Annotated in this window: 25 protein-coding genes, 4 tRNA genes and 1 pseudogene; 4 read left to right on the top strand and 26 right to left on the bottom strand. The window is 35.4% G+C overall.

Annotated elements, in window-relative coordinates; genetic code table 11:
* The first annotated feature begins 163 nt into the window (after positions 1-163).
* A complete protein-coding gene (locus tag JFU20_RS15385) occupies positions 164-565 on the top strand; it encodes a hypothetical protein (RefSeq protein ID WP_002016437.1) in 402 nt (133 codons plus the stop codon).
* A gap of 117 nt (positions 566-682) precedes the next feature.
* Here the strand turns inward: JFU20_RS15385 and JFU20_RS15380 are convergent.
* The 3 genes and pseudogenes from JFU20_RS15380 to trhA form a co-directional block, all read right to left on the bottom strand.
* Positions 683-1144, bottom strand: a pseudogene (locus JFU20_RS15380) (putative glycoside hydrolase); the annotation flags it as partial.
* Between the two features lie 87 nt (positions 1145-1231).
* Positions 1232-2248 carry a UDP-glucose 4-epimerase GalE gene (gene galE, locus JFU20_RS15375; RefSeq protein WP_002016440.1) on the bottom strand — a complete coding sequence of 339 codons (1017 nt, stop codon included), beginning with the start codon at positions 2246-2248 and terminating at the stop codon, positions 1232-1234.
* 183 nt (positions 2249-2431) lie between these two features.
* Positions 2432-3079 (bottom strand): PAQR family membrane homeostasis protein TrhA, encoded by a 648-nt coding sequence (gene trhA / locus JFU20_RS15370; RefSeq protein WP_002016441.1) that lies wholly within the window; start codon positions 3077-3079, stop codon positions 2432-2434.
* Positions 3080-3243: 164 nt separating this feature from the next.
* Here trhA and JFU20_RS15365 point away from each other — a divergent pair, with 164 nt between their 5' ends.
* Complete coding sequence (locus JFU20_RS15365; RefSeq protein WP_002035007.1) at positions 3244-3804, top strand: DUF1836 domain-containing protein; 561 nt, start codon at positions 3244-3246, stop codon at positions 3802-3804.
* Positions 3805-3847: 43 nt separating this feature from the next.
* Here the strand turns inward: JFU20_RS15365 and JFU20_RS15360 are convergent, their stop codons facing one another.
* Both JFU20_RS15360 and JFU20_RS15355 read right to left on the bottom strand, forming a co-directional pair.
* Positions 3848-5293, bottom strand: a complete 1446-nt coding sequence (locus JFU20_RS15360) for a DEAD/DEAH box helicase (RefSeq protein WP_002016442.1) — start codon at positions 5291-5293, stop codon at positions 3848-3850.
* A gap of 229 nt (positions 5294-5522) precedes the next feature.
* Positions 5523-6554, bottom strand: coding sequence for an acyltransferase (locus JFU20_RS15355; RefSeq protein WP_002016443.1), 1032 nt, complete (start codon positions 6552-6554; stop codon positions 5523-5525).
* Between the two features lie 238 nt (positions 6555-6792).
* Here JFU20_RS15355 and guaC point away from each other — a divergent pair, with 238 nt between their 5' ends.
* Both guaC and pepF read left to right on the top strand, forming a co-directional pair.
* Positions 6793-7776: a GMP reductase gene (gene guaC / locus JFU20_RS15350; RefSeq protein WP_002068771.1), complete on the top strand. Its 984-nt coding sequence runs from the start codon at positions 6793-6795 to the stop codon at positions 7774-7776.
* Positions 7777-7914: 138 nt separating this feature from the next.
* Positions 7915-9732, top strand: a complete 1818-nt coding sequence (gene pepF, locus JFU20_RS15345; protein WP_201038714.1) for an oligoendopeptidase F — start codon at positions 7915-7917, stop codon at positions 9730-9732.
* Between the two features lie 36 nt (positions 9733-9768).
* On the opposite strand, the gene JFU20_RS15340 is transcribed toward pepF, so the two are convergent.
* The 21 genes from JFU20_RS15340 to rpsF all read right to left on the bottom strand — a co-directional run bounded on the left by JFU20_RS15340 (position 9769) and on the right by rpsF (position 26660).
* Positions 9769-10647, bottom strand: a complete 879-nt coding sequence (locus JFU20_RS15340; RefSeq protein WP_002016446.1) for a radical SAM/SPASM domain-containing protein — start codon at positions 10645-10647, stop codon at positions 9769-9771.
* Between the two features lie 180 nt (positions 10648-10827).
* Positions 10828-11307, bottom strand: coding sequence for a 23S rRNA (pseudouridine(1915)-N(3))-methyltransferase RlmH (gene rlmH, locus JFU20_RS15335; RefSeq protein WP_002130178.1), 480 nt, complete (start codon positions 11305-11307; stop codon positions 10828-10830).
* A gap of 59 nt (positions 11308-11366) precedes the next feature.
* Entirely contained in the window at positions 11367-11552 is a 186-nt protein-coding gene (locus JFU20_RS15330) for a CxxH/CxxC protein (RefSeq protein ID WP_002035001.1), read from the bottom strand.
* Between the two features lie 53 nt (positions 11553-11605).
* Positions 11606-12793 carry a S1C family serine protease gene (locus tag JFU20_RS15325; RefSeq protein ID WP_002035000.1) on the bottom strand — a complete coding sequence of 396 codons (1188 nt, stop codon included), beginning with the start codon at positions 12791-12793 and terminating at the stop codon, positions 11606-11608.
* A 63-nt stretch (positions 12794-12856) separates the two neighbouring features.
* On the bottom strand, positions 12857-13651 hold the full coding sequence (locus tag JFU20_RS15320) for an MBL fold metallo-hydrolase (RefSeq protein WP_002143955.1): 795 nt from the start codon (positions 13649-13651) through the stop codon (positions 12857-12859).
* A complete protein-coding gene (locus JFU20_RS15315) occupies positions 13635-14471 on the bottom strand; it encodes a two-component system regulatory protein YycI (RefSeq protein WP_002166372.1) in 837 nt (278 codons plus the stop codon). The genes JFU20_RS15320 and JFU20_RS15315 overlap by 17 nt, the downstream gene beginning before the upstream one ends.
* Positions 14452-15789 carry a YycH family regulatory protein gene (locus JFU20_RS15310; protein WP_201038713.1) on the bottom strand — a complete coding sequence of 446 codons (1338 nt, stop codon included), beginning with the start codon at positions 15787-15789 and terminating at the stop codon, positions 14452-14454. The genes JFU20_RS15315 and JFU20_RS15310 overlap by 20 nt, the downstream gene beginning before the upstream one ends.
* Positions 15786-17621, bottom strand: coding sequence for a cell wall metabolism sensor histidine kinase WalK (gene walK / locus JFU20_RS15305; protein WP_002166370.1), 1836 nt, complete (start codon positions 17619-17621; stop codon positions 15786-15788). The genes JFU20_RS15310 and walK overlap by 4 nt, the downstream gene beginning before the upstream one ends.
* A 3-nt stretch (positions 17622-17624) precedes the next feature.
* Complete coding sequence (gene walR, locus JFU20_RS15300; RefSeq protein WP_000971867.1) at positions 17625-18332, bottom strand: cell wall metabolism DNA-binding response regulator WalR; 708 nt, start codon at positions 18330-18332, stop codon at positions 17625-17627.
* A 282-nt stretch (positions 18333-18614) separates the two neighbouring features.
* A tRNA-Phe gene (locus JFU20_RS15295) sits at positions 18615-18687 on the bottom strand.
* Between the two features lie 41 nt (positions 18688-18728).
* Positions 18729-18804: transfer RNA gene (locus tag JFU20_RS15290), tRNA-Asp, on the bottom strand.
* Positions 18805-18825: 21 nt separating this feature from the next.
* Positions 18826-18897, bottom strand: a tRNA-Glu gene (locus JFU20_RS15285).
* Positions 18898-18910: 13 nt separating this feature from the next.
* Positions 18911-18986, bottom strand: a tRNA-Lys gene (locus JFU20_RS15280).
* 153 nt (positions 18987-19139) lie between these two features.
* Positions 19140-20429 (bottom strand): adenylosuccinate synthase, encoded by a 1290-nt coding sequence (locus JFU20_RS15275; RefSeq protein WP_002016456.1) that lies wholly within the window; start codon positions 20427-20429, stop codon positions 19140-19142.
* A 215-nt stretch (positions 20430-20644) separates the two neighbouring features.
* Positions 20645-22006: a replicative DNA helicase gene (gene dnaB, locus JFU20_RS15270; protein ID WP_002016457.1), complete on the bottom strand. Its 1362-nt coding sequence runs from the start codon at positions 22004-22006 to the stop codon at positions 20645-20647.
* A gap of 27 nt (positions 22007-22033) precedes the next feature.
* Entirely contained in the window at positions 22034-22480 is a 447-nt protein-coding gene (gene rplI, locus JFU20_RS15265; RefSeq protein WP_002130186.1) for a 50S ribosomal protein L9, read from the bottom strand.
* Positions 22477-24450, bottom strand: a complete 1974-nt coding sequence (locus JFU20_RS15260) for a DHH family phosphoesterase (protein WP_002016460.1) — start codon at positions 24448-24450, stop codon at positions 22477-22479. The genes rplI and JFU20_RS15260 overlap by 4 nt, the downstream gene beginning before the upstream one ends.
* A gap of 78 nt (positions 24451-24528) precedes the next feature.
* Complete coding sequence (locus JFU20_RS15255) at positions 24529-25464, bottom strand: YybS family protein (protein ID WP_002016461.1); 936 nt, start codon at positions 25462-25464, stop codon at positions 24529-24531.
* 79 nt (positions 25465-25543) lie between these two features.
* Positions 25544-25777, bottom strand: a complete 234-nt coding sequence (gene rpsR / locus JFU20_RS15250) for a 30S ribosomal protein S18 (protein WP_000918874.1) — start codon at positions 25775-25777, stop codon at positions 25544-25546.
* 44 nt (positions 25778-25821) lie between these two features.
* The gene (gene ssb / locus JFU20_RS15245; RefSeq protein WP_000981963.1) at positions 25822-26343 is read right to left on the bottom strand and encodes a single-stranded DNA-binding protein; all 522 of its coding nucleotides are present in this window, start codon (positions 26341-26343) and stop codon (positions 25822-25824) included.
* Positions 26344-26369: 26 nt separating this feature from the next.
* On the bottom strand, positions 26370-26660 hold the full coding sequence (rpsF, locus tag JFU20_RS15240; RefSeq protein ID WP_001233782.1) for a 30S ribosomal protein S6: 291 nt from the start codon (positions 26658-26660) through the stop codon (positions 26370-26372).
* Positions 26661-26739 lie beyond the last annotated feature (79 nt).

Below are 26739 nucleotides of genomic sequence, written 5' to 3'. Positions count from 1 at the left end.
TAAACGTACTCTAACAATGATACAAGTGTTGGAATACTTTTCAATACTATGTTTTGAATTTCTATAAAAATTTAGTAGAATGATACATTTTCCCTATCTCATTCTATTAATTATTTGCATAGAATATCGTACACTCATATTAATTTAGAAAGGTTTGATATTTATGCCTCTTCATTATCCAAATCATTTTGTTTTTCACTCCACAGGTGTATTAACAAGAGAGCCTGCAGCTGTTTCAGCAGTAGTAAACATTGTAAATTTAGATGCATATTACACACACCATGTAACTATAGAGGTTTGGGATTGGTCTAACTATTCTAATCCTGTAAAATTACCTGTACTAATTGGTGAAAATACGGAAGTAGCATTCCCATATATTTTACAAGGCAACCACTTAGCAGTTTTTTATGCTGATTTAGATGACTCTATTGATTTGTATGAAATTCGTATTTCTTATCCTGGCCACTCCAATATTGTTGCAAATTGTTTTGGGCGAAGTATCCCGCCATATACAAGCCAAGAAGGTAATACAGTATACCATAAACAACTCGTTCGAATTCATTAAATCTCCCCTATTATGTGAAAGGGGCTAGTCAGTAATACATTTATCTTTATAAGATAATCGTATTACTGACCTGAAGCGTGATAGTCAATCTTGATAGTTTCTCATTTTGAACACTTGCTATTTATCATAAATATCATTCGGATTTATTGTAGGAACAAATCCATTTGTAGAACTATATTTTTTAGATACATTATCTGGGGTCACGGTAAACGTTACAATTTTATTGCTTTGTTGTTTAAAATAACGCATCCAATTTTGACTCCATTCATCTTTCGCAATAACTTGTTTATTGAAGTCTTCCCACAATACACCATGTATAAAATTCAAGGATGTATTTTTGATTGTGTCAAATCCCCAATTCTGTATAAGAAACAGGTTGGAATCAACACTTTTAATTTCTTTTAATAAATTTACATATGCTTCTCGAAATTTCCCTTGTGTAGACGGCTGATCATAAAAATAGTCATCAATATCACCAGCTGTATCTAAAAACACCCCATCTATTCCTTTTCCAATAACTTGCTGTTTCACCTTATTCACAACAATCCCACGGTAGTGTTCATCAGCTAAATTCATAACTAAATTTGCTAATAAACTTAATGGAAATAAATAAATAAATAAAAATGACCTTTTGCTCCCGCAAAAGGTCATTTTTTTATCTGTTTATTAAACTTCTAGATAGCCATTTTTGTTATTTGATTGCCATCTCCAAGAGTCTGCACACATCTCTTCTAATCCGCGTTTTGCTTCCCATCCTAATTCACGCTTCGCTTTCGATGCATCTGCAAAACATACTGCCACATCGCCAGGTCGACGCTCCGTAATTTTATAAGGAACTTCTTTGCCCGAAACCTTTTCAAATGCTTCAACCATTTCCAACACACTATAACCAGTACCTGTACCGAGATTGTATGCATCTATCCCAGTAGTGCCAAGTACCTTTTCAAGCGCCTTTACATGGCCATTTGCTAAGTCTACAACATGAATATAATCACGGACACCCGTGCCATCTTTTGTTGGATAGTCATTTCCAAATACACTTAATTCCTTTAACTTCCCTACTGCTACCTGCGTTACATATGGCATTAAGTTATTTGGAATTCCGTTTGGATCTTCTCCAATACGTCCACTTTCATGTGCACCAAATGGGTTGAAATAACGAAGTAATGTGATACTCCATTCTGCATCCGCAAATGCTACGTCACGCATAATTTGTTCAATCATTAATTTCGTTTGACCATATGGATTCGTTGCACTTAATGGAAACTCCTCCGTAATTGGTGATGTTTCCGGAATACCATACACTGTTGCAGATGAGCTGAAGATCATCTTCTTCACATCATGCTTCTGCATCACTTCACATAGCACTAGTGTGCTTGTAATGTTGTTATGATAATACGTTAACGGAATTTCTACTGATTCCCCTACAGCCTTAAAGCCTGCAAAGTGAATAACAGCTTCAATTGTATTTTCTTCAAAAATCGTATCAAGTGCTTCTCGATTTAAAATATCTTCTTTATAAAATTTAAACTGTTTTCCTGTTATCTCTGTCACTCGATTTATAGACTCTACTGAGCTATTCGAAAGATTATCTACTACTATAATTTCGTAACCGTTTTTTAGTAATTCTACGCATGTATGACTACCAATATATCCTGCTCCACCTGTTACAAGTATTGCCATAATTATAGTCCTCCATATTTCATTCATTATAAACTTCTCAAAGTATATCACATATTTCTTATCATATGTTTATTATGCGAACACAGAAACTTACATTTTATCCCATGATTTTTTGTACAATACACGATTCAAATCAGGTAATAAAAAAACGCCACATAACAGACATCACGTGGCGTTTTTTGATCAAATTACGTAACAATATACACTTAGAAAATGTGCAAGACTACCTAACAATACAAAAACATGAAAAATTTCATGGTGTCCCATATATTTAAACTCCAACCATTTTGGCTTCGCACCGTAAATAAACCCACCAATTGTATAAAAAATGCCTCCAAGTACTAAGAAAATAATACCTCCTGTACTTAGATTCTCAGCTAGCGGTGCAAAGAATAGAACAATTAACCAACCCATCAGAAGATAAATTGCTGTCGATAACCATCTTGGACAATTAAACCAAAACATTTTAAAAGCAATACCACAAATTGCCGTTGCATAAACTAAACAAAATAATAGTAAACCATTTGCCGAATTTAATGTAATTAAGCAAAAGGGTGCATATGTACCTGCAATTAATATGAAAATCATAGAATGATCTAGCTTCCTAAAGAAATAAATAACACGTTCACTGGCTACGACACTATGATACACAGCTGATGCCATATAAAGGACCATCATCCCGATACCGAATAAAATAACAGCTGTAATTGCAGCAACAGATGGCATCTTAACAGAAACTTTCACAAGCATAGCTAATAATGCAATAAATGATAATACAGCTCCTCCTAAGTGAGTAAATGCATTAACCGGTTCTCTTACATAAACATTCATATAAACACCCCTCATATAATTACATGTAGTTTTCATAACTACATGTAATTATATACATATTATCCATGTGGGTCAACATTTACAATTCATTTGTTTCGTAATACCATATTTAAAGATATACTAAACATTAAGTTCCACTAAGTTATAAAAGTGAGGGGTTCTACGTGGAAAATATAAATAAATTACTTGAATCATTACATTTAGAAAAAAGTATTAAACTTGAGGATATCCCAAATGTCGACTTATATGTAGACCAAGTTGTCCAACTATTTGAGAATACTTATGCGGATACAACGAGAACTGATGATGAAAAAGTATTAACAAAAACAATGATTAACAATTACGCAAAAGGGAAATTATTCATCCCTATCAAAAATAAAAAGTATTCAAAAGAACATATGATTTTAATCAGCTTAATTTATCAATTAAAAGGAGCTCTTTCCATTAATGATATAAAAAGCTCCTTAGAAAATATAAATGCACCGTTAATAAACGATGATACATTCGAATTAAATACTCTATATAAAGATTACCTTTCTCTTACTGACACCAATGTGGAAAGCTTTAAGCAAGACGTGAATAACCGTGTTAAGGAAGTAAACGAGGTTTCTTCCTTAGAAGATCCAAAGCTAGAAAAGTTTTTATTACTAACATCCTTCGTGACTATGAGTAATATGTATAGACGTTTAGCAGAGAAACTAGTTGATGACCTCAAAGAAACTTAAACAAAAAAACTATCCACGTGTTAGAGGTGGATAGTTTTTTTGTTTACTTAATTGCTTCATGAACCTTTAATTGTTTCCCTTTAATCGTTGTGCTTTTCATAATTTTTAAAACAAGTGGTCCTTTTCCATTTAATATTTCAACGTAAGAAACATTGTCTTGTATTGTAATAATTCCTATATCTTCTGCTGTAACACCTTTAATTTTAGCAATTGTACCGACGAAATCTACCGCCCTAATTTTCTTTTTCTTCCCGCCATTAAAGTACAATTTCATAATTCCTTTGTTTAGGTCTGCATTTTTATCTTTCTTTATAATTGGTTTAGCATGTATCTTTTCCTCAAATACTGCTTTCCCTTTCATAACTTCTTCTTTTGAAGGTGCAAGTGCCTTTGGAATTTCAAAGCCAATGTACTCCTCAATCTCTTCTAAAAATCTATTTTCATACGGCGTCATGAATGTAATAGCTTTCCCGTTATTACCAGCTCGTCCCGTTCTTCCCGTACGATGTACATAACTTTCTTTTTCTAATGGAATATCATAGTTAATAACATGTGTAATATTATCAATATCAATTCCTCTAGCTGCTACGTCTGTCGCTACTAAATAACGGAACTTTCCTTTTCTAAAATCGTCCATAACTTCAAAACGATCTTCTTGTACCATACCACCATGTATTTTGTCACAAGGATAGTTAACGCGATCTAACTGTTTAAATACGTGATCTACATTTTCTTGTGTACGGCAAAAAATAATACAGCTATCTGGATTCTCAGTCGTTGTTACATCTTTAAGAAGTGAAAGCTTCTCCTCTTCTCTCGTCTCAAAAAGTGTATGTTCAATTTTATCTGTTGTAATCCCAGCAGCCTTAATTTCAATATGCGTTGGCGAATCCATATACTTACGAGATAACTTTTCAACATCTTCTGGAAGTGTTGCTGAAAATAACATTGTCATTCGTTTTGTAGGTAACTCGTCAATAATTGCCTCTACTTGATCGATAAAGCCCATATTCAGCATCTCGTCTGCTTCATCAATAACTAAATACTTCAAACACGCTAAAGAAAGAGTACCTTTTTCAATATGATCTAACACACGACCAGGAGTCCCAACTACAATATGTGTTTTTTGCTTTAACTCTAATTTTTGACGTGCAAATGGAGATTTACCATAAACTGCAGCAGCCTTAATTCTTTTGAAGCGGCCTATATTCGTAATATCTTCTTTTACTTGTACCGCAAGCTCTCTCGTCGGTGTTAAAACTAAAGCTTGTGGCTTATTCTCTTCCCACTCCACCATTTCACAAAGTGGTATGCCAAATGAAGCGGTTTTTCCACTTCCAGTCTGTGATTTCACGACAAGGTCTTTCTTTTGCAAGGCAACTGGAATAACCTCTCCTTGCACTTCCGTTGGATGTTCATATCCTAAACCAGTAAGTGCTCTTACAATTTCTTTACTTAATGCATAATCGGTAAAACTTCTTTTACTCATGTAATAACCTCATTTTATTCTGTATTTAATAATTATATTTTTTATTCCCCTACATTTAATTATACTAAGAGGATATATCAAACTAATATTTTTAATTCGCTAAAATATCAACTTAACCTAAGTATAACTCTTTTTATATTGTTTTTTAAAACAACATAATAAAGGACAGTCTTAATAATAAGCCTGTCCACCTACATAACGAAAAATATTTTATTTTCAGATTTTCCCTTTACGGAACTAGCCTTTTTACAATCGGTATTCTTTGCAATACTAAAGTTATTAACATACTAAGGACAAGTGTAATAATTACATTTATAGGTATTGCCAATATTGCATGTACATGTGCATTCACCTTTGGAATGACTATGTATAGATAATTATTTAATAAGAAAAAGTGAAGAATATAAATCCCAAGACTTGCTTGGTTTATGCCACGTAATAAAAATGGTAATTGTCTTTCTGAATTTTGGAAAGCATATTTGAAAAAGACAAATAACCCAATTGCCATAAGTACAACACCCGGAGCAAAATATTCATACCAATATTGATCCAGCTGTCCATTAGCTTTGACTGTATAATGATATGTAATAAAGAACGTACCAATAAATCCTGCAAGTCCTCCAATATAAGAAATATTTCTCCATTTTTTCACAATATCATAATTCGATAAGTAATAACCAAGTAGGAAATACCCTACATAATTTGTAACGTAAAATAGTTCGATATTAAAGTTGATAGGATAATAATAATTTACTAGCTTGACGATAACAGATGCATATAGCCATAAAATTAAAAAATATTCTATCTCTCTCTTCTTAGCATTTTTCACAAATACTTTCAGTAAAGGTGCGATTAAATATATTCCTACAATCATATATAAGAACCATAGATGTAACCCGATACTATTTGTTAAAAAGTACTTTATCCCTTGCTTTAAAGAAGCCGGAAAATATCCTACGCAAGCCCCATAGATATAAAATATAGCACTCCAACCTATCAAAGGTATAATCACTTTACTTGCACGTTTCTTTAAAAATTCCCCAATAGAAGTATCTTTTTTTCCCTTTAATAATAGCGCTCCACTAATCATTACAAAAATTGGTACACTAGCACGCGAAAGTGAGTCGTAAAAATTACCAGCCAGCCAACGAGATACGTTATTTGAATCTAATGTAGAAACATAACCAGCAGCAACGTGAATTGTAACGACCGCAATTGTCGCTACTACACGTAGCCAATCCATATATACTAAACGTCCCATAAAATCTCCCCTAAATTAATATATTTATCTACTATTTTCCATATATAATTCTACATTAAACTATTACATATTAAAATACATTACAACCATATAAATCCAATAGCTATTAAATTAACTTTAATTTTTTAAATTAAACATTAAAACCTTTGACTTATTACTAAAAATACTGTAAATTATCATTTGGACGAACGTTTTTAAAGAAACTAAATAAAATATTCGTATTTTAGGGGTGTAAATGATGGAAAACGTATTTGACTATGAAGATATTCAATTAATTCCTGCAAAATGTATTGTAAATAGCCGATCTGAATGTGATACAACTGTCACTTTAGGAAAACATAAATTTAAATTACCTGTCGTACCTGCAAATATGCAAACGATTATTGATGAAAGAATCGCAACTTATTTAGCTGAAAATAATTACTTCTATATCATGCATCGTTTCCAACCAGAGAAACGAATTTCATTCATTAGAGATATGCAATCACGTGGATTAATTGCTTCAATCAGCGTTGGTGTTAAAGAAGACGAGTACGAATTCGTACAACAATTAGCTGCTGAGCAACTTTCACCTGAATACATTACAATCGATATCGCACATGGTCACTCTAACGCTGTGATCAACATGATTCAACATATTAAAAAACATTTACCAGAAAGCTTCGTTATCGCTGGAAACGTTGGAACTCCAGAAGCGGTAAGAGAATTAGAAAACGCTGGTGCTGATGCAACAAAAGTTGGCATTGGACCTGGTAAAGTTTGTATTACTAAAATTAAAACAGGCTTTGGAACTGGCGGTTGGCAGCTAGCTGCACTTCGCTGGTGTGCAAAAGCTGCAAGTAAGCCAATTATCGCTGACGGTGGTATTCGTACACATGGCGACGTAGCTAAATCAATTCGATTTGGAGCAACTATGGTTATGGTCGGTTCTCTATTCGCAGGTCATGAAGAGTCTCCAGGGGAAACAATCGAAAAAGATGGCAAACTTTATAAAGAGTACTTCGGTTCAGCTTCTGAATTCCAAAAAGGTGAGAAGAAAAACGTTGAAGGTAAGAAAATGTTCGTTGAGCATAAAGGTTCTTTAGAAGACACTTTAATCGAAATGGAACAAGATCTTCAATCTTCTATCTCTTACGCTGGTGGAACAAAATTAGACGCAATTCGTACTGTAGATTATGTAGTCGTGAAAAACTCTATTTTCAACGGTGACAAAGTATATTAATTTATAAATTTAACTAGAAGGACAAGCATTTTTTATGCTTGTCCTTCTTTTTCATGTATAAAAATGTAAAATATTTTCATTTCACTGAATTTTCTAGTATCATGTTTTTAGATACTTATAATAAGGGGGATATAACAAATGAAAAATGTAATTGAGAAACGCCTTATTCGCGCGGAAGTCTCTACTGAATTGACATGGGACCTTTCTGATTTATACAAATCTGATAAAGAGTGGGAAACTGCATTACGTGTATTAACAGACGATATAAAAAAACTTGATGCATTTAAAGGACAATTACACACTAGCCCCGCTACCTTATTAAATTGCCTACTTTTAGAAGAAGAGCTTTTAATGAAGTTAACAAAACTCGGCGCATATGCAAATTTAAAAGAATCCGCTGATCGTACAGATTCAGTTATTCAAGCGAACTCTTCCAAAATTTCCGCTCTAGGAACGAATGTACATACCGCACTATCCTTTATTCATAACGAAATTCTCTCATTTGAGGAGGGAATAATTGAAAAATATTTAACTGAGGAAATAAAACTTGAACCTTTCCGTAAATCATTACTAGAGATACTCAAAAAGAGGCAGCACACACTCTCTCCTGAAACAGAAGAAGCTCTTGCTGCACTCGGCGAAGTTCATAGTTCACCCTACAAAATTTACGGCATGACTAAATTAGCCGATATGGATTTCCCTTCTATACAAGATGAACAGGGAAATGATTTGCCTGTATCGTTTGCATTATTCGAAAGCAAATATGAATTTTCTCCAAGCACATATATACGTAAAAAAGCATATTCATCATTTGTTTCCACATTGAAACGATATAAAAATACAGTTGCAACAACATATGCTACTGAAGTAAAAAAACAAGTGGCGCTTTCTCGTTTGCGCAAGTACGAGTCCGTTACCCATATGCTTTTAGAACCTCAAAAAGTTCCACTTGAAATGTATAACAACCAACTAGATATTATTTATAACGAATTAGCGCCTCATATGCGCCGTTTTGCAGATTTAAAAAAGAATGTATTAGGGCTTGATCAAATGCTTTTCTGTGACTTACATGCACCGTTAGATCCTGAATTTAATCCAACAATCACTTACGAAGAAGCTGGCAAACTCATTCAAGATTCTTTAAAAGTATTAGGAAATGAATATAGTTCCATTATCGAAAAGGGCTTCAAAGAAAGATGGGTAGACCTTGCAGATAACGTAGGAAAATCAACAGGTGCCTTCTGCTCTAGCCCATACGGTTCTCACCCTTATATTTTAATTACATGGCAGGGTACGATGCGCGGGTGTTTCACATTAGCTCATGAATTTGGACATGCTGGTCATTTTCATTTAGCAAATAAAAATCAGCGTATTATGAATGTGCGTCCATCTATGTACTTCGTTGAAGCTCCATCAACGATGAATGAATTACTATTAGCCCAGCATTTACTTGCGACTACTGAAGATAAGAGAATGCGCAGATGGGTTATTCTGCAACTACTCGGCACATATTACCACAACTTCGTTACCCATCTACTTGAGGGAGAATATCAAAGAAGAGTATACGATCTAGCAGAAGAAGGGCAAGCACTCACAGCTACAACTTTAACTGAAATAAAAACGAAGGTCCTTTCGACATTCTGGGGAGATTCCGTAGAAATTGATGAAGGCGCCGGTTTAACATGGATGCGTCAACCTCACTATTATATGGGCTTATATTCTTACACATATTCTGCGGGACTAACTGCTTCTACCGCTGTAGCTCAAATGATTAAAGAAGAGGGACAACCTGCTGTTGATCGCTGGCTTGATGTACTCCGTGCAGGCGGTACAATGAAACCACTTGAATTAATGAAACACGCTGGAGTAGACATGTCAAAACCAGATGCAATCCGTAAAGCTGTTTCTTACGTAGGTTCCTTAATTGATGAATTAGAACGTTCTTATCAAGAATAAAAATAAGCCCTCGCTTTATGAGGGCTTATTCTATATTTACTTTCCAAATCTTTTGCGGTATCCGCACTTTCTACATAGTTCTTCTACTGCAACCCTTTTTGAAAATCCATCTACAATATTGTTCGCTCTTTCGCCTTCAATAATATTAGAGAATGAATCATTATTAATATTTCCAAGATTAATAATTCCCTCACCATCTAGACAACAAGGAATAACCGTTCCGTTTGCTAAGATTCCAGCCTGATTTCGAAGACCATGACAGAATCCTTTTCCATCATCCTCTTCTTCATGCAATGCCGGCCACTGGAATTCATAGTCTTGATTAATAAAGACACGTTCCGCAATTTTTATACCTTTTCCCGGTGTAAGCTTCTCTTCAATTTGATAAGATAGATCAAACTCATTTTCAATTATAGATAATAAATCCCTATTTTTTTGGATTTCAGCATTTGTTTTATTATCCTGAGTTAAATTCCATAATCTTAGTGAAACGATTAAGTCCGATTGACTTGTTGCCTCTCTAATGAAAGAAAGTATACTCCTTACATAGCCCTCTTTATCTTGCGAACCTGGGTGTCCATCAAAACTGTGCAGTGAAAAATTCATTTGTCTTAACGCAGGCTTATTTAACAGTCTATGCCTTCTCTTATTAATTAACGTTCCGTTCGTTGTAATATTAACTTTAAACCCTTTTTCATGGCTTAAATCTAATAGTTGATCTATTTTCGGATGGAGCAATGGCTCACCCTTCACGTGCAAATAAATGTAGTCTGTGTGAGGTTTAATTTGGTCTAATCTTTTAGCAAAATCCTCTACAGAAATGAATTGCTTCTGCCTTTCCGTCGGCGGACAAAAGCTGCACGCAAGATTACATACACTCGTAATCTCCAAGTAAAACTTCTTAAACTTCTTCACCTTTAATTCCTCACTTCTATGACTACTTATACTTTTTCCCTCTTCATATTACAGCATATTTTTTTAGAAATAGAAACATACTTATTTTAGGAAATCTACATACCATCTATTAATGTTTAAAAGACCATCGGTGATTTTTGTCCAATGGTCTTTTTTACTCTTTATATACAAATGAAAAATTTATTTATGATACGGTTCACCACGATTAATCCGAAACGCTCTATACACCTGCTCAAGCAATACTAATCGCATTAATTGATGTGGTAATGTCATCTTCGAAAAAGAAAGAGATTCGTTTGAACGCTTCATTACTTCAGAACTAAGCCCCAGTGATCCACCAATTACAAATGTGATCTTGCTCTTTCCATATGTAGCAAGGCGATCTATACTTACCGCAAATTCTTCTGATGATTTTTGTTTTCCTTCTATAGCTAACGCAATGACATGCGTATCATCAGAAATTTTATCCAGTATACGAATACCTTCTTTTTCTTTTACAATTAACATTTCTGCTGCACTTAAATTTTCTGGTGCCTTTTCATCTGGCAATTCAATTACTTCTACTTTTGCGTAAGAAGATAATCGTTTTAAGTATTCTGCTATACCTTGTTTTAAGTATTTTTCTTTTAATTTTCCGATTGAAATAATCGAGATATTCACATTTATTCCCCACCTTACAAACACGTTATCCACAGGACTTATCCACATATCCACAAATGTTACCCACATATTGTGTGAGAATCTGTGTTCGATACAACATATGTCGCCTCATTTTGACAAAATTCACATGTTTTTTTCTCTTCTTTAGAGTTATCCACATTGTTAATAACCGGTGCGACTTCACACTCATCCACAATGATATCTAATGCTAATTCAACATGTTCTAAACAACAAGGTAAATTCATATTCTTCACCTCACTTTTCTACAATAGAAAACAGGAGGTAGGCCCTCCTGTTTTTAATACTTTTGAATGCCTAATTTCACCGTTGTTGTCGCTCGTTTTGTACCACGATAAAACGTAAGAGTCATTTTATCATTAATTTTTTTATTATATAAGGCCGTGCGGAACCCAATAATATCGTGCACCGCTTTTCCATCTACCGCCACAATAACATCATGTTCTCTAAGACCCGCATCCGTACCTGGCGAAGGACTTTTCACATCTAAAATGCAGACTCCTTCTGTTACGTTACCCGGTAAGTGTAATGTTTTTGACCAATAGTAACTCGGAATCTCATTTAATGATCTTAGTTCAATCCCAACGTAAGGTCTTCTTACTTTACCGTACTTTTCTAGTTCATTCATAATAGGAACAGCTCTCGTAACTGGAATAGCTAGTCCAATTCCTTCTACTTCTTTTGCTGCAATTTTCATTGAGTTAATACCTATTAATTGTCCCGCTACATTTACAAGCGCTCCACCACTATTACCTGGATTAATTGCCGCATCTGTTTGCAATACTTCTACTTGCCAATCGTAATGTCCATCTTGATCTAAATCTACAGGAACAATACGCTCATTAGCCGAAATAATACCTTGTGTGACAGTTCCGGAAAATTGTAACCCCAGTGGATTTCCAATCGCAATAACTGGTTCTCCTCTACGAACGGTATTAGAGTCGCCAATTTCAATCACTTTCTTCACATGCTTCGCATCTATTTCTAGTACAGCTAAGTCCGTGACTACATCGGTTCCTAATACTTTACCTGGAATTTTCTTACCGTCACTCAAGCTCACTTCAATACGATTCGCCCCAGCAACAACGTGGTTATTCGTTACAATATACGCATGTCCATCTGTTCTCTTATAAATCACACCAGAGCCTGTACCAGCTTCCGAATCAGCCTCTGAAAAATTGTCTCGTTGAATATTAATAACACCAACAACAGCCTCTGAGGCACGATCAACAGCGTCTACAAAGCTAATCTGTTTAACAGGAACATTTCCACTTTGAGCTTCAGCCATATTTTTTTCACTTGCTTCAGCTTGCGGAAGCTTACCTGCATGATTTGAAAATAAAGGAGCTCCAAATGCAAATAATGAAGCCCCTACAATCGTCCCCGCTATGCTAGAAATGACAATACCTTTATGTTTCTTTTTGCCTGCACGTTTAATACGATATTTTTCTTCATCAATAAAGGACATATTTGTTCACCTATCTTCCTGAAAACAACTATATTCACCTTTATTGTTTACTAAAATGAAGAATTATACGTATTGAATTTTCGTAGGCACTTTTTGATCTGTATCATGTATTTCAAAGGATTCTCCAACCCCAAAACCTTTTTCTTCTAATACTTGTGATACAGACATACGCGCTAATTCTTTCATGTTATTATCTAAGCTTAAATGTGCTAAATAAATGTGTTTTGTCTCATCTGTAATAACATCAGCCATCGCTAATGCAGCGTCCTCATTACAAACGTGGCCAACGTCGCTTAAAATACGTCGCTTAATGCTCCATGGATAGCGTCCCATACGAAGCATTTCCACATCATGATTGCTTTCAAACACGAAAGCATTTGCTCCCTTAATAACACCTTTCATACGGTCACTTACGTAGCCCGTATCTGTAATAAGAGCTAACTTTCTATTATTGTTATGAAAAGCGTAAAACATCGGTTCCGCCGCATCATGAGAAACACCAAATGATTCAACTTCAATATCCCCAAATGTTTTCACGTCTCCTACTGAGAAAATGAATTTTTGATCAGTTGGGATATTACCTATTAAATGTTCCATTGCATTCCATGTTTTCTCGTTCGCATAAACAGGTAAATCATATTTACGCGCCAATACACCTAATCCTTTAATGTGATCACTATGCTCATGTGTTACAAGAATACCTGATATGTCATTTATATTCAGTTCAGCTTGTTTAAATAAAGCCTCTGTCGCTTTACCACTTAAACCTGCATCGACAAGCAGTTTTTTTTCATCTGTTCCTACATATAGCATATTCCCTGTACTTCCACTTGCAAGTACACTAAAATGCATGCTCATTCTTTCTCACTCCATTATGTTCTTCCGGCACTTGAGTTTCCCCTAATTCCATAACTTGTCCTTCAATTGCATTCACAAAAAAATCCTTTTTTTGTTCTGTCTTTAAGTTCCATGTTGGAGCAAGCACTTGTATATTAGAAGAAGACTCCGCAAGAGTCGCATATCCAATCTGCGCCTCTTTCACGTGCGTATTTTCTGCAATTTTATTTTTCAAATATATATTTTCTAAAGCTGTTTGAGCAGTAATAATTTCTTGTTCTTTCGTCTTTTCGCTTTCGCCCATTTCCTTCAAATCCGTTAACATTGTTTGTGTATATGAAATAAGCTCATTTTTTTCATTTAAATCTACAACAATCATCGCACGATTATTGTAGAAGATTGGTTTATCTTTATACTTTTGAAAAAAGTAAATTTTTGAGTCCTTTATTGCTCCAAACTCATATTTTTGTCCATCCAGCACATAGTTTTTCAAAAACTCATTATACTTATCTTTTGACAATGATTTTGTATTTAAAAAAGGCTCTTTTAATTTACCCTCTATTTGATATTCGTCTTGCACATGCGCTGTCTGATTTTTTAAAGATTGCACATCTTCTTCTTTGAAACCCTTATTTTTCGCCATTATAAATGACTCTTTTTTCGGTTCTTTAGGAAAATTTCCCATAGTAATTTTTTCAGCTTTTAATTGTTGATCGATTTTCGTTTCCGTCACAAGTTCTAATTGATTACTATCTTGCTTTTGAATGAACTGAAAGATAAGAAAGAGGTCTAAAACAAAAAAGGTCACAATAAATATGGTTTTAATTCGATCCCAATCCATTTAGTCCCCCCTCACTCCACTCATATATTTGTTGCTTACCATCTTCTTCACATTTTACATACCATATCGGCTGTAAGACAGCAATTCTCACATCACTGATGGACGGTTCCAATGACATTTTATAACCAATACCCACATCCTGAATTGATTTTTTATCAATTTCTGGATTATTCTCTAGTGATGTCATCACTGTACGACCTGATGCGAGAGAAGTTGTTTGTTGTTTACTAGGCAAAGTAATACTGAACTCAAAAAAGGGTCTTTCATACTGCATAATTTCACCTGAACCCCATACTTGTTTTAACTCCGCTATTCCATTTGCATTAAATACAGGCAAACCATCCTCATATAAACGGAATGAAGATTTCCTCCCATTAATATAATCAAAACGATAGGACTTCAAGGATCCACTATGCCCACTTACAAAGTCAAAACTTTTTTGTAAAATTACCGCATTATCCGTAGATTTATCACCATGTACAGCGGAATTTTTATATTTCAACATTGCATCCGACTTATCAATTTCCATAGAACGGATGCCATCTGTAAATGTTTCCTTTGTTTTCTCAGAAATAGGACTTAAATAACGTGGATCACTAAATAAAGCATTTTTAAATGGATCCACTTCTAGTTTAGCTGTAATATACTCTGCCTTACTTAATTCCGTAATCCCCTCTGGTAAAAAAAGTTTTTTTGTATCATTTATTTGATACTCAAAATATGGTCTTGCTACTGTCATAAGTTGATTTTGAGCATTTATAATATCCTTTATATAAGCACCACTCAATGTTGCTTGATATATTTTATGAGAAGTATCATAGGAAACAAAGCTAACTTTAATTTCTTGGTCCTTACTTCTAGAAGGATCAATTATAATACGATTAAAACTTCTGTTACTTTCTATGTTTTTATCTTTAATATTAAACATATTTTTAATCGTATCTAACGGGATATTTGTAGGAAAAACAAATTCAATTTTTTCTTCTCCGTGTACATAAGACAGAAAATCACCTTTAGGGACTGTCCCCGTTATTTCCTCGAAATTATGTAATTCTCCGTTTTCAAGAATTTTATAGATCGAATCCACATTTTCCTTCTTTTCGCTTACATAATGATTTTTCTCTTTATGAATAACGACAGAGGATGGGCGAACAACCTCCGAAATCTTTATCGTATTTATCTCTTCGTTACCTTGAACGAACTTTGTATTTTGCATAGAAGTAGAATCAGGAACATATGTCCACAAGTTAAAAGTAAGAAATAGACTAATGACAACCAAATTAATTAGAACTATCGTTTTAAAGTTTTCCATACTCATTCCCAATCGTCCTCTTCATCTGTCGCCATTGGCAATGTGAAATAAATAGTTGTCCCTTTTCCTTCCTCACTTTTCGCCCAAACCGAGCCGCCATGTGCCTCAATCATTTCTTTCGCAATGGCTAACCCAAGACCTGTACCACCCATTTGTCTCGAACGCGCTTTATCTACACGATAAAAACGTTCAAATATTTTATCTACATTTTCTTTCGGAATTCCCATTCCTTGATCACTCACACTAATCTCTAATAACTCCCCGCGGTCACGTAGGCGATATGTTACTGTACCACCTTCTGGCGAATATTTTAGTGCATTGGAAATAATGTTATATAAAACTTGTGTAATTTTGTCTGTATCCATATCAATAAATCGAGATTTTTTAGAGAAAGATCGTTTGAAGCTTACATTTTGCTCTTTAGACATTTCAAAACGATCGATAACGTTATTAAAGAAATCAGTAAAGTCGACCCATTCCTTCATTAAGCGATGTTCTGTACTATCTAGTTTAGATAGTTGTAACAATGCATTTACAAGCCTGATCATTCTTTCCGTTTCTTCTTGTGTAACTGTTAAAAATTGCGGTGCAATATTGGGATCTTGCCATGCTCCATCAGTAAGTGCTTCTAAGTAACTGCGCATCGTTGTTAACGGCGTTCTTAACTCATGAGATACGTTCGCAACAAACTCACGGCGCTCTTGTTCTATCCGCTCCTGCTCTGTTACATCATATAATACAGCAATTAAACCATTTGCCTTCCCTGTTTCTTTTTGAATAACAGAGAAACTAGCACGTAAAATATATGGTTCATTTCTCGTACTAAAATCTAATAAAACTGAATCAGGCTCTTCATATAAATGATCCAGTGTAAATTCTTCTTGTATTCCTAGCACTTCTAACACTGATTGATCTAGCGCCGTTTCACGCGAAACATTTAACATCTTTTCCGCAGGATCATTTAATAAAATGATATCCCCTTTTCGATCAGTAGCAATTACTCCATCTGTCATATGTGATAAAACGGATGATAATTTTCGTCTTTCACTTTCTGTGGAGGAACGAGCTTGTTGTAATTTTTTAGATAAATTGTTAAAAGATAATGCTAATTGTCCAATCTCATCGTGACTATGCACCTTTACTTTTCGCGAATAATTTCCTTTCGCCATTTCAATTGCTTGTCTTCGCATATCTGAAATTGGTCTCGTAATTGTTTGAGCCAATAAAATTCCAAGTACAGCTGTTACTAATAAAGCAATTACTGTCCCCGTTGCGAAAATTTGGTTGATGTCCTTCATTTGTTTATACACATCTTCCATAGATGCAACGATATGAATGACACCAAGTACCTCTCCGCCTGGCTCTTTTAGAATAGGGGTAATCATAACTTGAACTCGATGACCTGTATTTCCATCTTTCTCAATCTTTGACTCTGGTTTCTTTTGTACCATTACCCGTTGTACAGCTGTATCTGCTGACGTTCTTCCTACCTTATTTTGCTTAGACCCGTCTGAAATTGCCATTAATTTTTTAGTAGAATCAATTACACTTACTTCTTGAATATCTTTCTTACGATCTGATGCGAATTTTTGAATCGAATCATTAATAGCTTTATCTACTGATTCTGTTTTAGGACGTTCTTTTACAAACTCTTGCTTCAGGTTATAAGAAAGTAGATTTGTTTGCTGCGTTAAGGAATCTTGAAAGCCTTTTACAAGGCTTTTTTCTAATTCCCTGACGAAATATACGCCAATTACTTGCATTGCTATTAATATTAACAGCATATATATGAGCACAAATTTTAAATGAATAGATTGAAAAAAACCAACTTTCTTCATATACTATTCCTGTTCTGGGTCACGCAAGTAATACCCTACCCCACGTCTAGTTACAATTAAAGTAGGATGACTTGGATTATCTTCAATTTTTTCGCGTAAACGACGTACTGTTACGTCTACTGTACGTACATCTCCAAAATAATCATAACCCCAAACTGTTTGTAATAAATGTTCACGAGTCATAACTTGACCTAAATGCTTCGCTAAATAATGTAGCAATTCAAATTCACGATGTGTAAGCTCAATGCTTTCTTCACGCTTTGTTACACTATAAGCGTTCGAATTAATAACGATTGGTCCAATAACCATTTCGGTATTTTCTTCTTTCTCTGCAGCACCACCCTGCTGATGGCGACGTAAATTCGCTTTCACACGAGCAAGTAACTCCCTCGTACTAAATGGCTTCGTTACATAATCATCTGCCCCAAGCTCAAGCCCTAATACTTTATCAATTTCAGAGTCTTTTGCTGTAAGCATAATAATTGGCATTTCTGAGCTTTTACGTATTTCACGACATACCTCTAAACCGTCTTTTCCCGGTAACATAATATCTAATAAAACCATATCTGGCTGTTCTTCATTTGCTTTTTCAATCGCCTCATCACCATCATGCGCCATTACAATTTCAAAACCTTCTTTTTCTAGGTTGAACTTCAAAATATCCGCAATTGGCTTTTCATCATCAACTACTAAAATTTTCTTTCCCATCATCGTCTATTTCCTCCTTATAAAAATATGATCAATAATCCTCAAACATATTGGTGTTTCTATAGTATGTTCCTATATGACAACAATCTTAGTCTAAGTATTTCTCCTCTATTCTCATAGACTCATGTATCATCCACTTTTACACGGAATCCTATACGATCTATAGAAAAACCTCTAGCTTCAACTGCTAGAGGCTCCTCATTCTATTGTAAAATAACTACCCACATTTGTAAAACTGGACAAAATAAAAAGGATATTAAGTGGGCCCACTTAATATCCTGAGAGTGGCTCGGGACGGAATCGAACCGCCGACACGAGGATTTTCAGTCCTCTGCTCTACCGACTGAGCTACCGAGCCAAAACTATATATAAAACCACTAATGGTGGTATAAACAAAAGTGGCGGTCCCGACCGGGGTCGAACCGGCGATCTCCTGCGTGACAGGCAGGCATGTTAACCACTACACCACGGGACCAAAAATGAACATAAAAAAACATGACCCGTACGGGATTCGAACCCGTGTTACCGCCGTGAAAGGGCGGTGTCTTAACCACTTGACCAACGGGCCACGAAAAATAAAATGGTGAGCCATGAAGGATTCGAACCTTCGACCCTCTGATTAAAAGTCAGATGCTCTACCAACTGAGCTAATGGCTCATACTCACCAACGTCATATTTTCGTGACGACAAGACATATCATAACATGCTATCTTTCATTTTTGCAATACCTTTTTTATTTTTTTATAAAAAATAAGAAAAAACTCATAAAAACATGAGTTTTTTCTTAAAAAAATCAATTTTTTATATCAATTAAGCTTCGTATACATTACGAACGATATTTGTTTGATTACGATCTGGTCCAACCGAGAACATAGATAATTGGATTCCTGTTAATTCAGAAACGCGCTCTACGTATTTTCTTGCATTTTCAGGAAGTTCATCCAATGATTTCACAGCAGTAACATCTTCTGTCCAACCTGGAAGCTCTTCATATACAGGCTCACATTTCGCTAAAATGTTTAAGTTAGCTGGAACTTCATCGATAACTTCGCCATTGCATTTGTAAGCAACACAAATTTTAACAGTTGGAATACCTGTTAATACATCGATAGAGTTTAATGATAAATCTGTTAAACCACTAACACGACGTGCATGTCTTACAACAACGCTATCGAACCAACCTACACGGCGTGGACGACCAGTTGTTGTTCCGTATTCACGACCAACTTCACGAATTTGGTGACCGATTTCATCATTAAGTTCAGTAGGGAATGGACCATCACCAACACGGCTTGTATATGCTTTACATACACCTACAACGCGAGTAACTTTCGCAGGACCAACTCCAGTTCCAACTGTTACACCACCAGCAATTGGGTTAGAAGATGTAACGAACGGGTACGTACCGTGGTCGATATCAAGCATAACACCTTGTGCACCTTCAAATAATACACGATGATTGTTATCTAGTGCATCATTTAATACGACAGATGTATCGCATACGTAATGTGCGATTTGTTGTCCGTATTCGAAGTACTCTTCAAAGATTTCTTCTACGCTGAAACCTTCTGTATCGTACATTTTTTCAAACAAACGATTTTTCTCCACTAAATTACGCTCAAGCTTCTCTTTAAATGCTTCACGGTCTAAAAGATCAGCCATACGGATACCAATACGAGCAGCTTTATCCATATATGCAGGACCGATACCTTTTTTCGTTGTACCGATCTTGTTATCACCTTTACTCGCTTCTTCTAATTCATCTTGTTTTAAGTGATAAGGTAAAATAACGTGCGCACGGTTACTTACACGTAAATTATCAGTACTTACACCACGATCGTGTAAGTATTTCAACTCTTCAAGTAATGCTTTCGGATCTACTACTAAGCCATTTCCGATTACACAAATTTTCTCTTTATAGAAAATACCAGATGGAATTAAGTGTAATTTATATTTAACTCCGCCGAAAACAATTGTATGTCCCGCGTTATTTCCACCTTGATATCTTGCAACTACTTCCGCATGCTCAGAAAGAAAATCAGTGATTTTACCTTTTCCTTCGTCGCCCCATTGTGTTCCTACAACTACTACTGAAGACATTATTAAAGCACCTCCGCAATTTTCAAACGATCTATTCAAACAATATAATTGTACCAAAACAGAAAGAGAAGTCAACCAAAAAGCGAACATTTTTTTATCGAAAAACGTTTTCGTTCGTAAGAATTACATATTCACCTTATGAAAGCCCTATCTTTCATATAAAAAAAAAGAAACACATCTTATTATAAGAAATGTGTTTCTTTTTTATACTGCCTTTATGCGTGCGGTGCATGTCCATCCTCAAAGCGGCGTTCTAAGTTGACGAATTTATTAAATTCCTTAACAAACGCAAGCTCTACTGAACCTACCGGACCATTACGTTGCTTTGCAATGATAATTTCAATTGTATTTTTATTTTCTGTTTCACGATCATAGTAATCTTCACGATATAGGAAGGCTACAATGTCAGCATCCTGCTCGATACTTCCTGATTCACGAATGTCAGACATCATCGGACGTTTATCTTGACGAGATTCTACACCACGAGATAACTGCGACAAGGCAATAACAGGTACTTGCAATTCACGTGCAATCCCTTTTAATGTACGAGAAATCTCAGATACTTCCTGCTGACGGTTTTCTCCTGATTTCCCACTTCCTTGAATAAGCTGTAAATAGTCAATCAAAACCATCCCAAGACCTTGCTCTTGCTTTAATCTACGACATTTTGCTCGAATCTCATTTACTTTAATCCCTGGTGTATCATCAATATATATACCAGCATTAGAAAGGCTACCCATCGCCATTGTTAATTTCGCCCAATCATCAGAAGTTAATGAACCGGTACGAAGTCTTTGTGCATCAATATTTCCTTCTGCACAAAGCATACGCATAACAAGCTGATCAGAGCCCATCTCTAAACTAAAAATCGCTACATTTTCATCAGTTTTCGTCGCTACGTTTTGTGCGATATTTAGTGAAAATGCAGTTTTCCCTACCGATGGACGCGCCGCCACGATGATTAAATCATTTCGCTGAAAACCTGCGGTCATCTTATCTAATTCAGTAAATCCAGTTGGTATCCCGGTAACTTCACCCTTTTGATTATGCAAAAGTTCAATTTTATCATAAGCATCTACAAGAACATCTTTAATGTTTTGGAATGCTTTTGCATTTGTTTGGTGAGATACTTCTAATATTTTTTTCTCAGCCTCATTTAAAAGGCCATCCACATCATCTTCTCGCTCGTATCCATCCGATACAATATGAGTCGCCGTTCGAATTAAACGACGTAAAAGTGCCTTTTCAGCGATGATGCGTGCATAATATTCTACGTTAGCAGCTGTTGGAACAACTTCTGCTAACTCTGCTAGATAAGAAACCCCACCAACTTCTTCTAGTAATCCTTGATCAGCCATCGCTGATGTCATTATTACTAAGTCGATTGGTTCTCCCTTATCAGACAACCCAAGCATGACTTCAAAAATCTTTTGATGTTTCGTTCGATAAAATGAGTCAGGTACCAATAGTTCCGATGCTGACGTTAATGCATCCTGATCAATTAATATGGCACCTAAGACTGCCTGCTCAGCTTCTATATTATGCGGAGGGGTACGATCAGCCATTACATCACTCATGCGCAATCCTCCTTGCTTAATTTATTTTTATTGTTCACTAACATGAACTTTTACTGTTGCTGTTACTTGCGGATGCAATTTCACATTGACGTTTGTATAACCTAATGCACGGATTGCATCATCCATTTCAAATTTACGTTTATCAAGTTTAATCTTGTGTGACTTTTGCATTACATCTACAATTTGTTTACTCGTGATAGAACCAAATAAGCGGCCACCTTCTCCAGATTTCGCCTTTACTTCTACAGTTAATTTCTCTAATGTTTCTTTCAGCTCTTTTGCATTCTCAACTTCTGCTGCTGCATCTTTTTCCTCTTTGCGCTTTTGAGCATCTAAAGTTTTCATACTGCTGTTTGTCGCTTCGGCAGCTAACCCCTGTTTTAGTAAGAAATTATTTGCATAACCGTCTGGTACGTTTTTTATTTCTCCTTTTTTACCTTTACCTTTTACGTCTTTTAGAAAAATTACTTTCATGATTGTGTGCCTCCCTGTAAATAGTCATCAATAACAAATCGAAGCTTCTCCTCCGCTTCATCTACTGTAACATTTTTCATTTGTGTGGCTGCATTTGTTAAGTGCCCGCCACCTCCTAAATTCTCCATAATTAGCTGTACATTCAATTCACCTAAAGATCTACCACTAATTCCAATGAAATTTTCTCCACGTTTTGCAATAACAAATGATGCAATGATACCTGTCATTGTCAATAATGTGTCTGCTGATTGTGCAATAAGTACTTGGTCATAATATTCATCACCATCAACTTTAGCAATCGCAATTCCATTTTTATAAATGTACGCATTTTTAATGGCTTTTGCAACTCGTAAATACTGACCCATATCTTCTTTTAAAAGTTCTTGTACAAGTACAGTGTCTGCGCCATGCGAGCGTAAATAAGAAGCGGCATCAAATGTACGAGCGCCTGTACGGAATGTAAAACTTTTCGTATCAACAATAATACCAGCTAACAATGCCGTTGCTTCTAACATTGTCATCTTTAAATTTTTCGGTTGATACTCAAGTAATTCTGTAACAAGCTCTGCCGTTGAAGAAGCGTATGGCTCCATATAAACGAGTAATGGATCTTCAATGAAATCTTCCCCGCGGCGATGATGGTCAATAACTACTACATTTTCAATCTTGTGTAACAGTTTTTCCTCCATCACCATTGAAGGTTTATGCGTGTCAACAACAACAAGTAATGAATCATCATTTGCAAATTCCATCGCTTGCCCTGGTGTAATAAAATGTGACCATAACTCTTCATTTTGTTTCACTTTATCCATCAAACGTTTGATTCCTTTATCAGAATCATTTTCATCTAATACAATATATCCTTTGCGCTCATTTAATTGAGCTACCTTTAAAATACCAATCGCTGCACCAATCGCATCCATATCAGGAGCTCTATGCCCCATTATAATGACATTACTGCTTTCTAATACTAAATCCTTTAATGCATGCGAAATAACCCTAGCACGTACACGAGTACGCTTTTCAACCGGATTCGTCTTACCACCGTAAAACTTAACTTTACCCGTTGCTTGTTTAATAGCTACTTGGTCTCCTCCTCGTCCTAATGCAAGGTCTAAACCAGATTGTGCCATCGCTCCAAGCTCTGATAAAGGTAAATCACCTGAGCCAACACCAACACTTAATGTAAGTGGTATATTCCTTTTTGATGTTTCTTCACGCACTTGATCCAAAATACTAAATTTCCCTTTCTCCATTTGCGCTAAAATACTTTCATTTAGTACAACGAAGAATCTTTCTGAAGATGCACGTTTCAAATATGCACCATACTTAACGGCCCATTCATTTAGACGTGACGTCACAAGACTTGTTATATTCGTACGTAATTGGTCATCTAATCCTTGTGTAACTTCATCATAGTTATCTAAATAAATAACAGCTAAAACAGTGCGTTGATCTTCATACATCTTTTCAATTTCTGTTTGTTCCGTTACATCAAAGAAATAAATTAGTTTTTCTTCTTTCCTTACAAAAACACGAAACTTTCGATTATTTAAAGAAACTATATCGTCAGAAGTTTCCCCCTTAATAAAAAGGAGTAATGTTTCTGATACATCGTAAAGGTGCCAACCAGCTAATGCATGCTGCCCCAAACATGATGATAAATAAGGATTCGCCCAATCAATCCCATAATCCTTATTGTATAACAAAATACCAATTGGCATTTGGTTAAATGCTTCATTACTCACTTTCTTTACCCTTGTAATCATATCTGTCGTATGTTTTTCAAAATTCCTTTGAAAAGTAAGTTCGAATCGTATAACGAAAAAAAGTACAATACAAAAGATAAAAAAGGCTGATATCCCCATAATTAAATGAAAGTAACAGAGGAGTGAAATTAGCACGAATACAAAAAATGCCAATACGTAAACAGGATATAAAAACCACTGTTTCTTATAAAATTCAGGCATGTATACAACTCCTATAAAGTAAAACTAACTCACTTTCCAGTTAGTTAAACAAATTAAAATAGTGTAAGGAATATTATTTTATTCCCCTATTTTAGAACGCAATGAAATCCCTAAATCAATTATACCTAAGATTGTTACAAGAGGAAACATCATCGGAATAAACATGCAGACAATAAAACTAATAATAGGAACACCTTTAGTAAATCCTTTTCTATGTGCTAAAAAGGCGATAAATGTCAAACCTTGCAGTACGAGCAATAGTGCAAAGATTACATATAGGTTAGAAAATACCATATGTAAATATGATGTTGGTTCTACTTTTATAAAAGTTGCTAACAAAATAAATATGACGTAATACCAAATAATACTCTTTGGCAATTGTATGTCTTTAAATTTAGGCCAAAGTGTTACTTCATGCTTTAACTTTTTCAAAACACTACCTGATATCATAACCGTAATCCAAGAAAGACACACAGAAACCATTACAAGTATACTCGGGAGTATCGTTTGTAATATATCATTCATTTGTGCGAATAAATCTTTTTGTTTCTTACTAACCTGCATACCAGCAGCATTTGCTATCTTTTCACTTTGTACTACACTTTCACTAAACATATTTTGCATTTTCTGTATTAAATCTATGTTGAAAAATTTTATACTCACAACATAAATGAGCATAATACCGATTAAGTATGCAAGTGTCCCTGCTATCAAAATTTCCAACGGCTTTCTTTGTTTTTTATACATGTATCCTAAAACAATACCCGTACACCCAAACATAATTGTCTTTACTAGACCTATCGGTTGACCCACAATAACAGCAATGAAAAATGCTGCTGTAAAAATCACAAAGGCATTAGGTACGCCATATTTTATCGTTAACAATATAAATGGTAACGGCAATACAAATGTTACAACTGTACCCAAAATCGGAACATACATAGATATGAGCAATAACATTGCATATACAGCCAATAACGCTGCGCCTTCGGTAATAAACCTTGCTTGTTTCACATTTTAACCTCTCTTTCAAAAAGAAAAGCATAGCAAAATGCACAGTAGAGTCCGACTCTACTGTGCATTTCATACGCTATTATTCACCAACATATGGTAAAAGTGCCATTTGACGAGCACGTTTAATTGCAACTGTAAGTTTGCGTTGGTATTTCGCGCTTGTTCCTGTTACACGACGAGGTAAAATTTTACCGCGCTCAGAAACGAAACGTTTTAATAAATCAACATCTTTATAGTCAATGCGAGTGATGCCGTTAGATGTGAAGAAACACACCTTACGACGCTTCGCACGTCCACCTTTGCGTCCTGCCATGTCTATTCCCTCCATTCTTTGTTAAAAATAGCCGATTCACACCATTAAAATGGTAAATCGTCGTCCGAAATGTCAATCGGTTGACCAACATTCGAAAATGGATCGTCATTCTTCGTAAATCCAGAGTTACCTTGATTACCTTGGTTACCTGAATTACTAGATTGACCAAATGGGTTAGAGCTTTGGTTACCGAAACCAGCTCCTGATGGTTGCTGATTGAATGAACCACGTTGCTCCCCACCGCCATTACGCGGCTCTAAAAATTGTACGCTCTCCGCAAGAACTTCTGTTACATATACACGTTTACCATCTTGTCCATCGTAATTACGAGTTTGAAGACGTCCGTCTACGCCTGCTAAGCTACCTTTTTTCAAATAATTTGCCACGTTTTCTGCTTGTTTACGCCATATTACACAATTAATAAAGTCAGCTTCACGCTCACCTTGTTGATTCGCAAATGCGCGATTCACAGCTAACGTAAAAGTAGCTACTGCAACACCATTGGGCGTGTAACGTAAGTCAGGGTCCTTAGTTAAACGACCAACGAGGATAACACGATTCATCAATCGAACCACTCTCCCTTATATATCAATTATTTTTCTTCTTCTTTAACAACGATATGACGAAGGATATCTTCGTTGATCTTAGCTAAACGGTCGAATTCGTTAATCGCCTCTGAGTTAGAGTTCACGTTTAAGATCATGTAGAAACCTTCACGTAAGTCGTTGATTTCGTAAGCTAAACGACGCTTACCCCACTCTTTCGTGTTAATGATTTCTGCACCATTGTTTGTTAAAACACCTGCAAAACGTTCAACTAAAGCTTTTTGAGCTTCTTCTTCAACGCCAGGACGAATGATGTACATAATTTCGTACTTTCTCATTACACTTTCACCTCCTTTTGGTCTAAACGGCCCATAATGGGCAAGGAGCAATTAATTTATAGTAATTACTCACGAGTTT

It is taken from the genome of Bacillus sp. TH30 (genome assembly GCF_016650875.1).
In the GTDB taxonomy this organism is placed as follows: domain Bacteria; phylum Bacillota; class Bacilli; order Bacillales; family Bacillaceae_G; genus Bacillus_A; species Bacillus_A mycoides.
The sequence above is the reverse complement of the archived record's forward strand: the minus strand, read 5'-3'. Positions and strand labels throughout refer to the sequence as shown.

Coding starts and splice junctions, on each gene's coding strand:
- trhA (WP_002016441.1), bottom strand. CDS start 3,079: ATGAATGTTTATGTAAGAGAACCGGTTAATGCATTTACTCACTTAGGA.
- dnaB (WP_002016457.1), bottom strand. CDS start 22,006: ATGAGTGATGTAATGGCTGATCGTACCCCTCCGCATAATATAGAAGCT.
- JFU20_RS15275 (WP_002016456.1), bottom strand. CDS start 20,429: ATGTCTTCAGTAGTAGTTGTAGGAACACAATGGGGCGACGAAGGAAAA.
- walR (WP_000971867.1), bottom strand. CDS start 18,332: ATGATGGGAAAGAAAATTTTAGTAGTTGATGATGAAAAGCCAATTGCG.
- walK (WP_002166370.1), bottom strand. CDS start 17,621: ATGAAGAAAGTTGGTTTTTTTCAATCTATTCATTTAAAATTTGTGCTC.
- JFU20_RS15385 (WP_002016437.1), top strand. CDS start 164: ATGCCTCTTCATTATCCAAATCATTTTGTTTTTCACTCCACAGGTGTA.
- rpsR (WP_000918874.1), bottom strand. CDS start 25,777: ATGGCAGGACGCAAAGGTGGACGTGCGAAGCGTCGTAAGGTGTGTTTC.
- JFU20_RS15260 (WP_002016460.1), bottom strand. CDS start 24,450: ATGCCTGAATTTTATAAGAAACAGTGGTTTTTATATCCTGTTTACGTA.
- guaC (WP_002068771.1), top strand. CDS start 6,793: ATGGAAAACGTATTTGACTATGAAGATATTCAATTAATTCCTGCAAAA.
- rpsF (WP_001233782.1), bottom strand. CDS start 26,660: ATGAGAAAGTACGAAATTATGTACATCATTCGTCCTGGCGTTGAAGAA.
- JFU20_RS15360 (WP_002016442.1), bottom strand. CDS start 5,293: ATGAGTAAAAGAAGTTTTACCGATTATGCATTAAGTAAAGAAATTGTA.
- JFU20_RS15310 (WP_201038713.1), bottom strand. CDS start 15,789: ATGAGTATGGAAAACTTTAAAACGATAGTTCTAATTAATTTGGTTGTC.
- JFU20_RS15315 (WP_002166372.1), bottom strand. CDS start 14,471: ATGGATTGGGATCGAATTAAAACCATATTTATTGTGACCTTTTTTGTT.
- JFU20_RS15330 (WP_002035001.1), bottom strand. CDS start 11,552: ATGAATTTACCTTGTTGTTTAGAACATGTTGAATTAGCATTAGATATC.
- JFU20_RS15325 (WP_002035000.1), bottom strand. CDS start 12,793: ATGTCCTTTATTGATGAAGAAAAATATCGTATTAAACGTGCAGGCAAA.
- rplI (WP_002130186.1), bottom strand. CDS start 22,480: ATGAAAGTAATTTTTCTAAAAGACGTAAAAGGTAAAGGTAAAAAAGGA.
- galE (WP_002016440.1), bottom strand. CDS start 2,248: ATGGCAATACTTGTAACAGGTGGAGCAGGATATATTGGTAGTCATACA.
- pepF (WP_201038714.1), top strand. CDS start 7,915: ATGAAAAATGTAATTGAGAAACGCCTTATTCGCGCGGAAGTCTCTACT.
- JFU20_RS15355 (WP_002016443.1), bottom strand. CDS start 6,554: ATGGGACGTTTAGTATATATGGATTGGCTACGTGTAGTAGCGACAATT.
- JFU20_RS15320 (WP_002143955.1), bottom strand. CDS start 13,651: ATGAGCATGCATTTTAGTGTACTTGCAAGTGGAAGTACAGGGAATATG.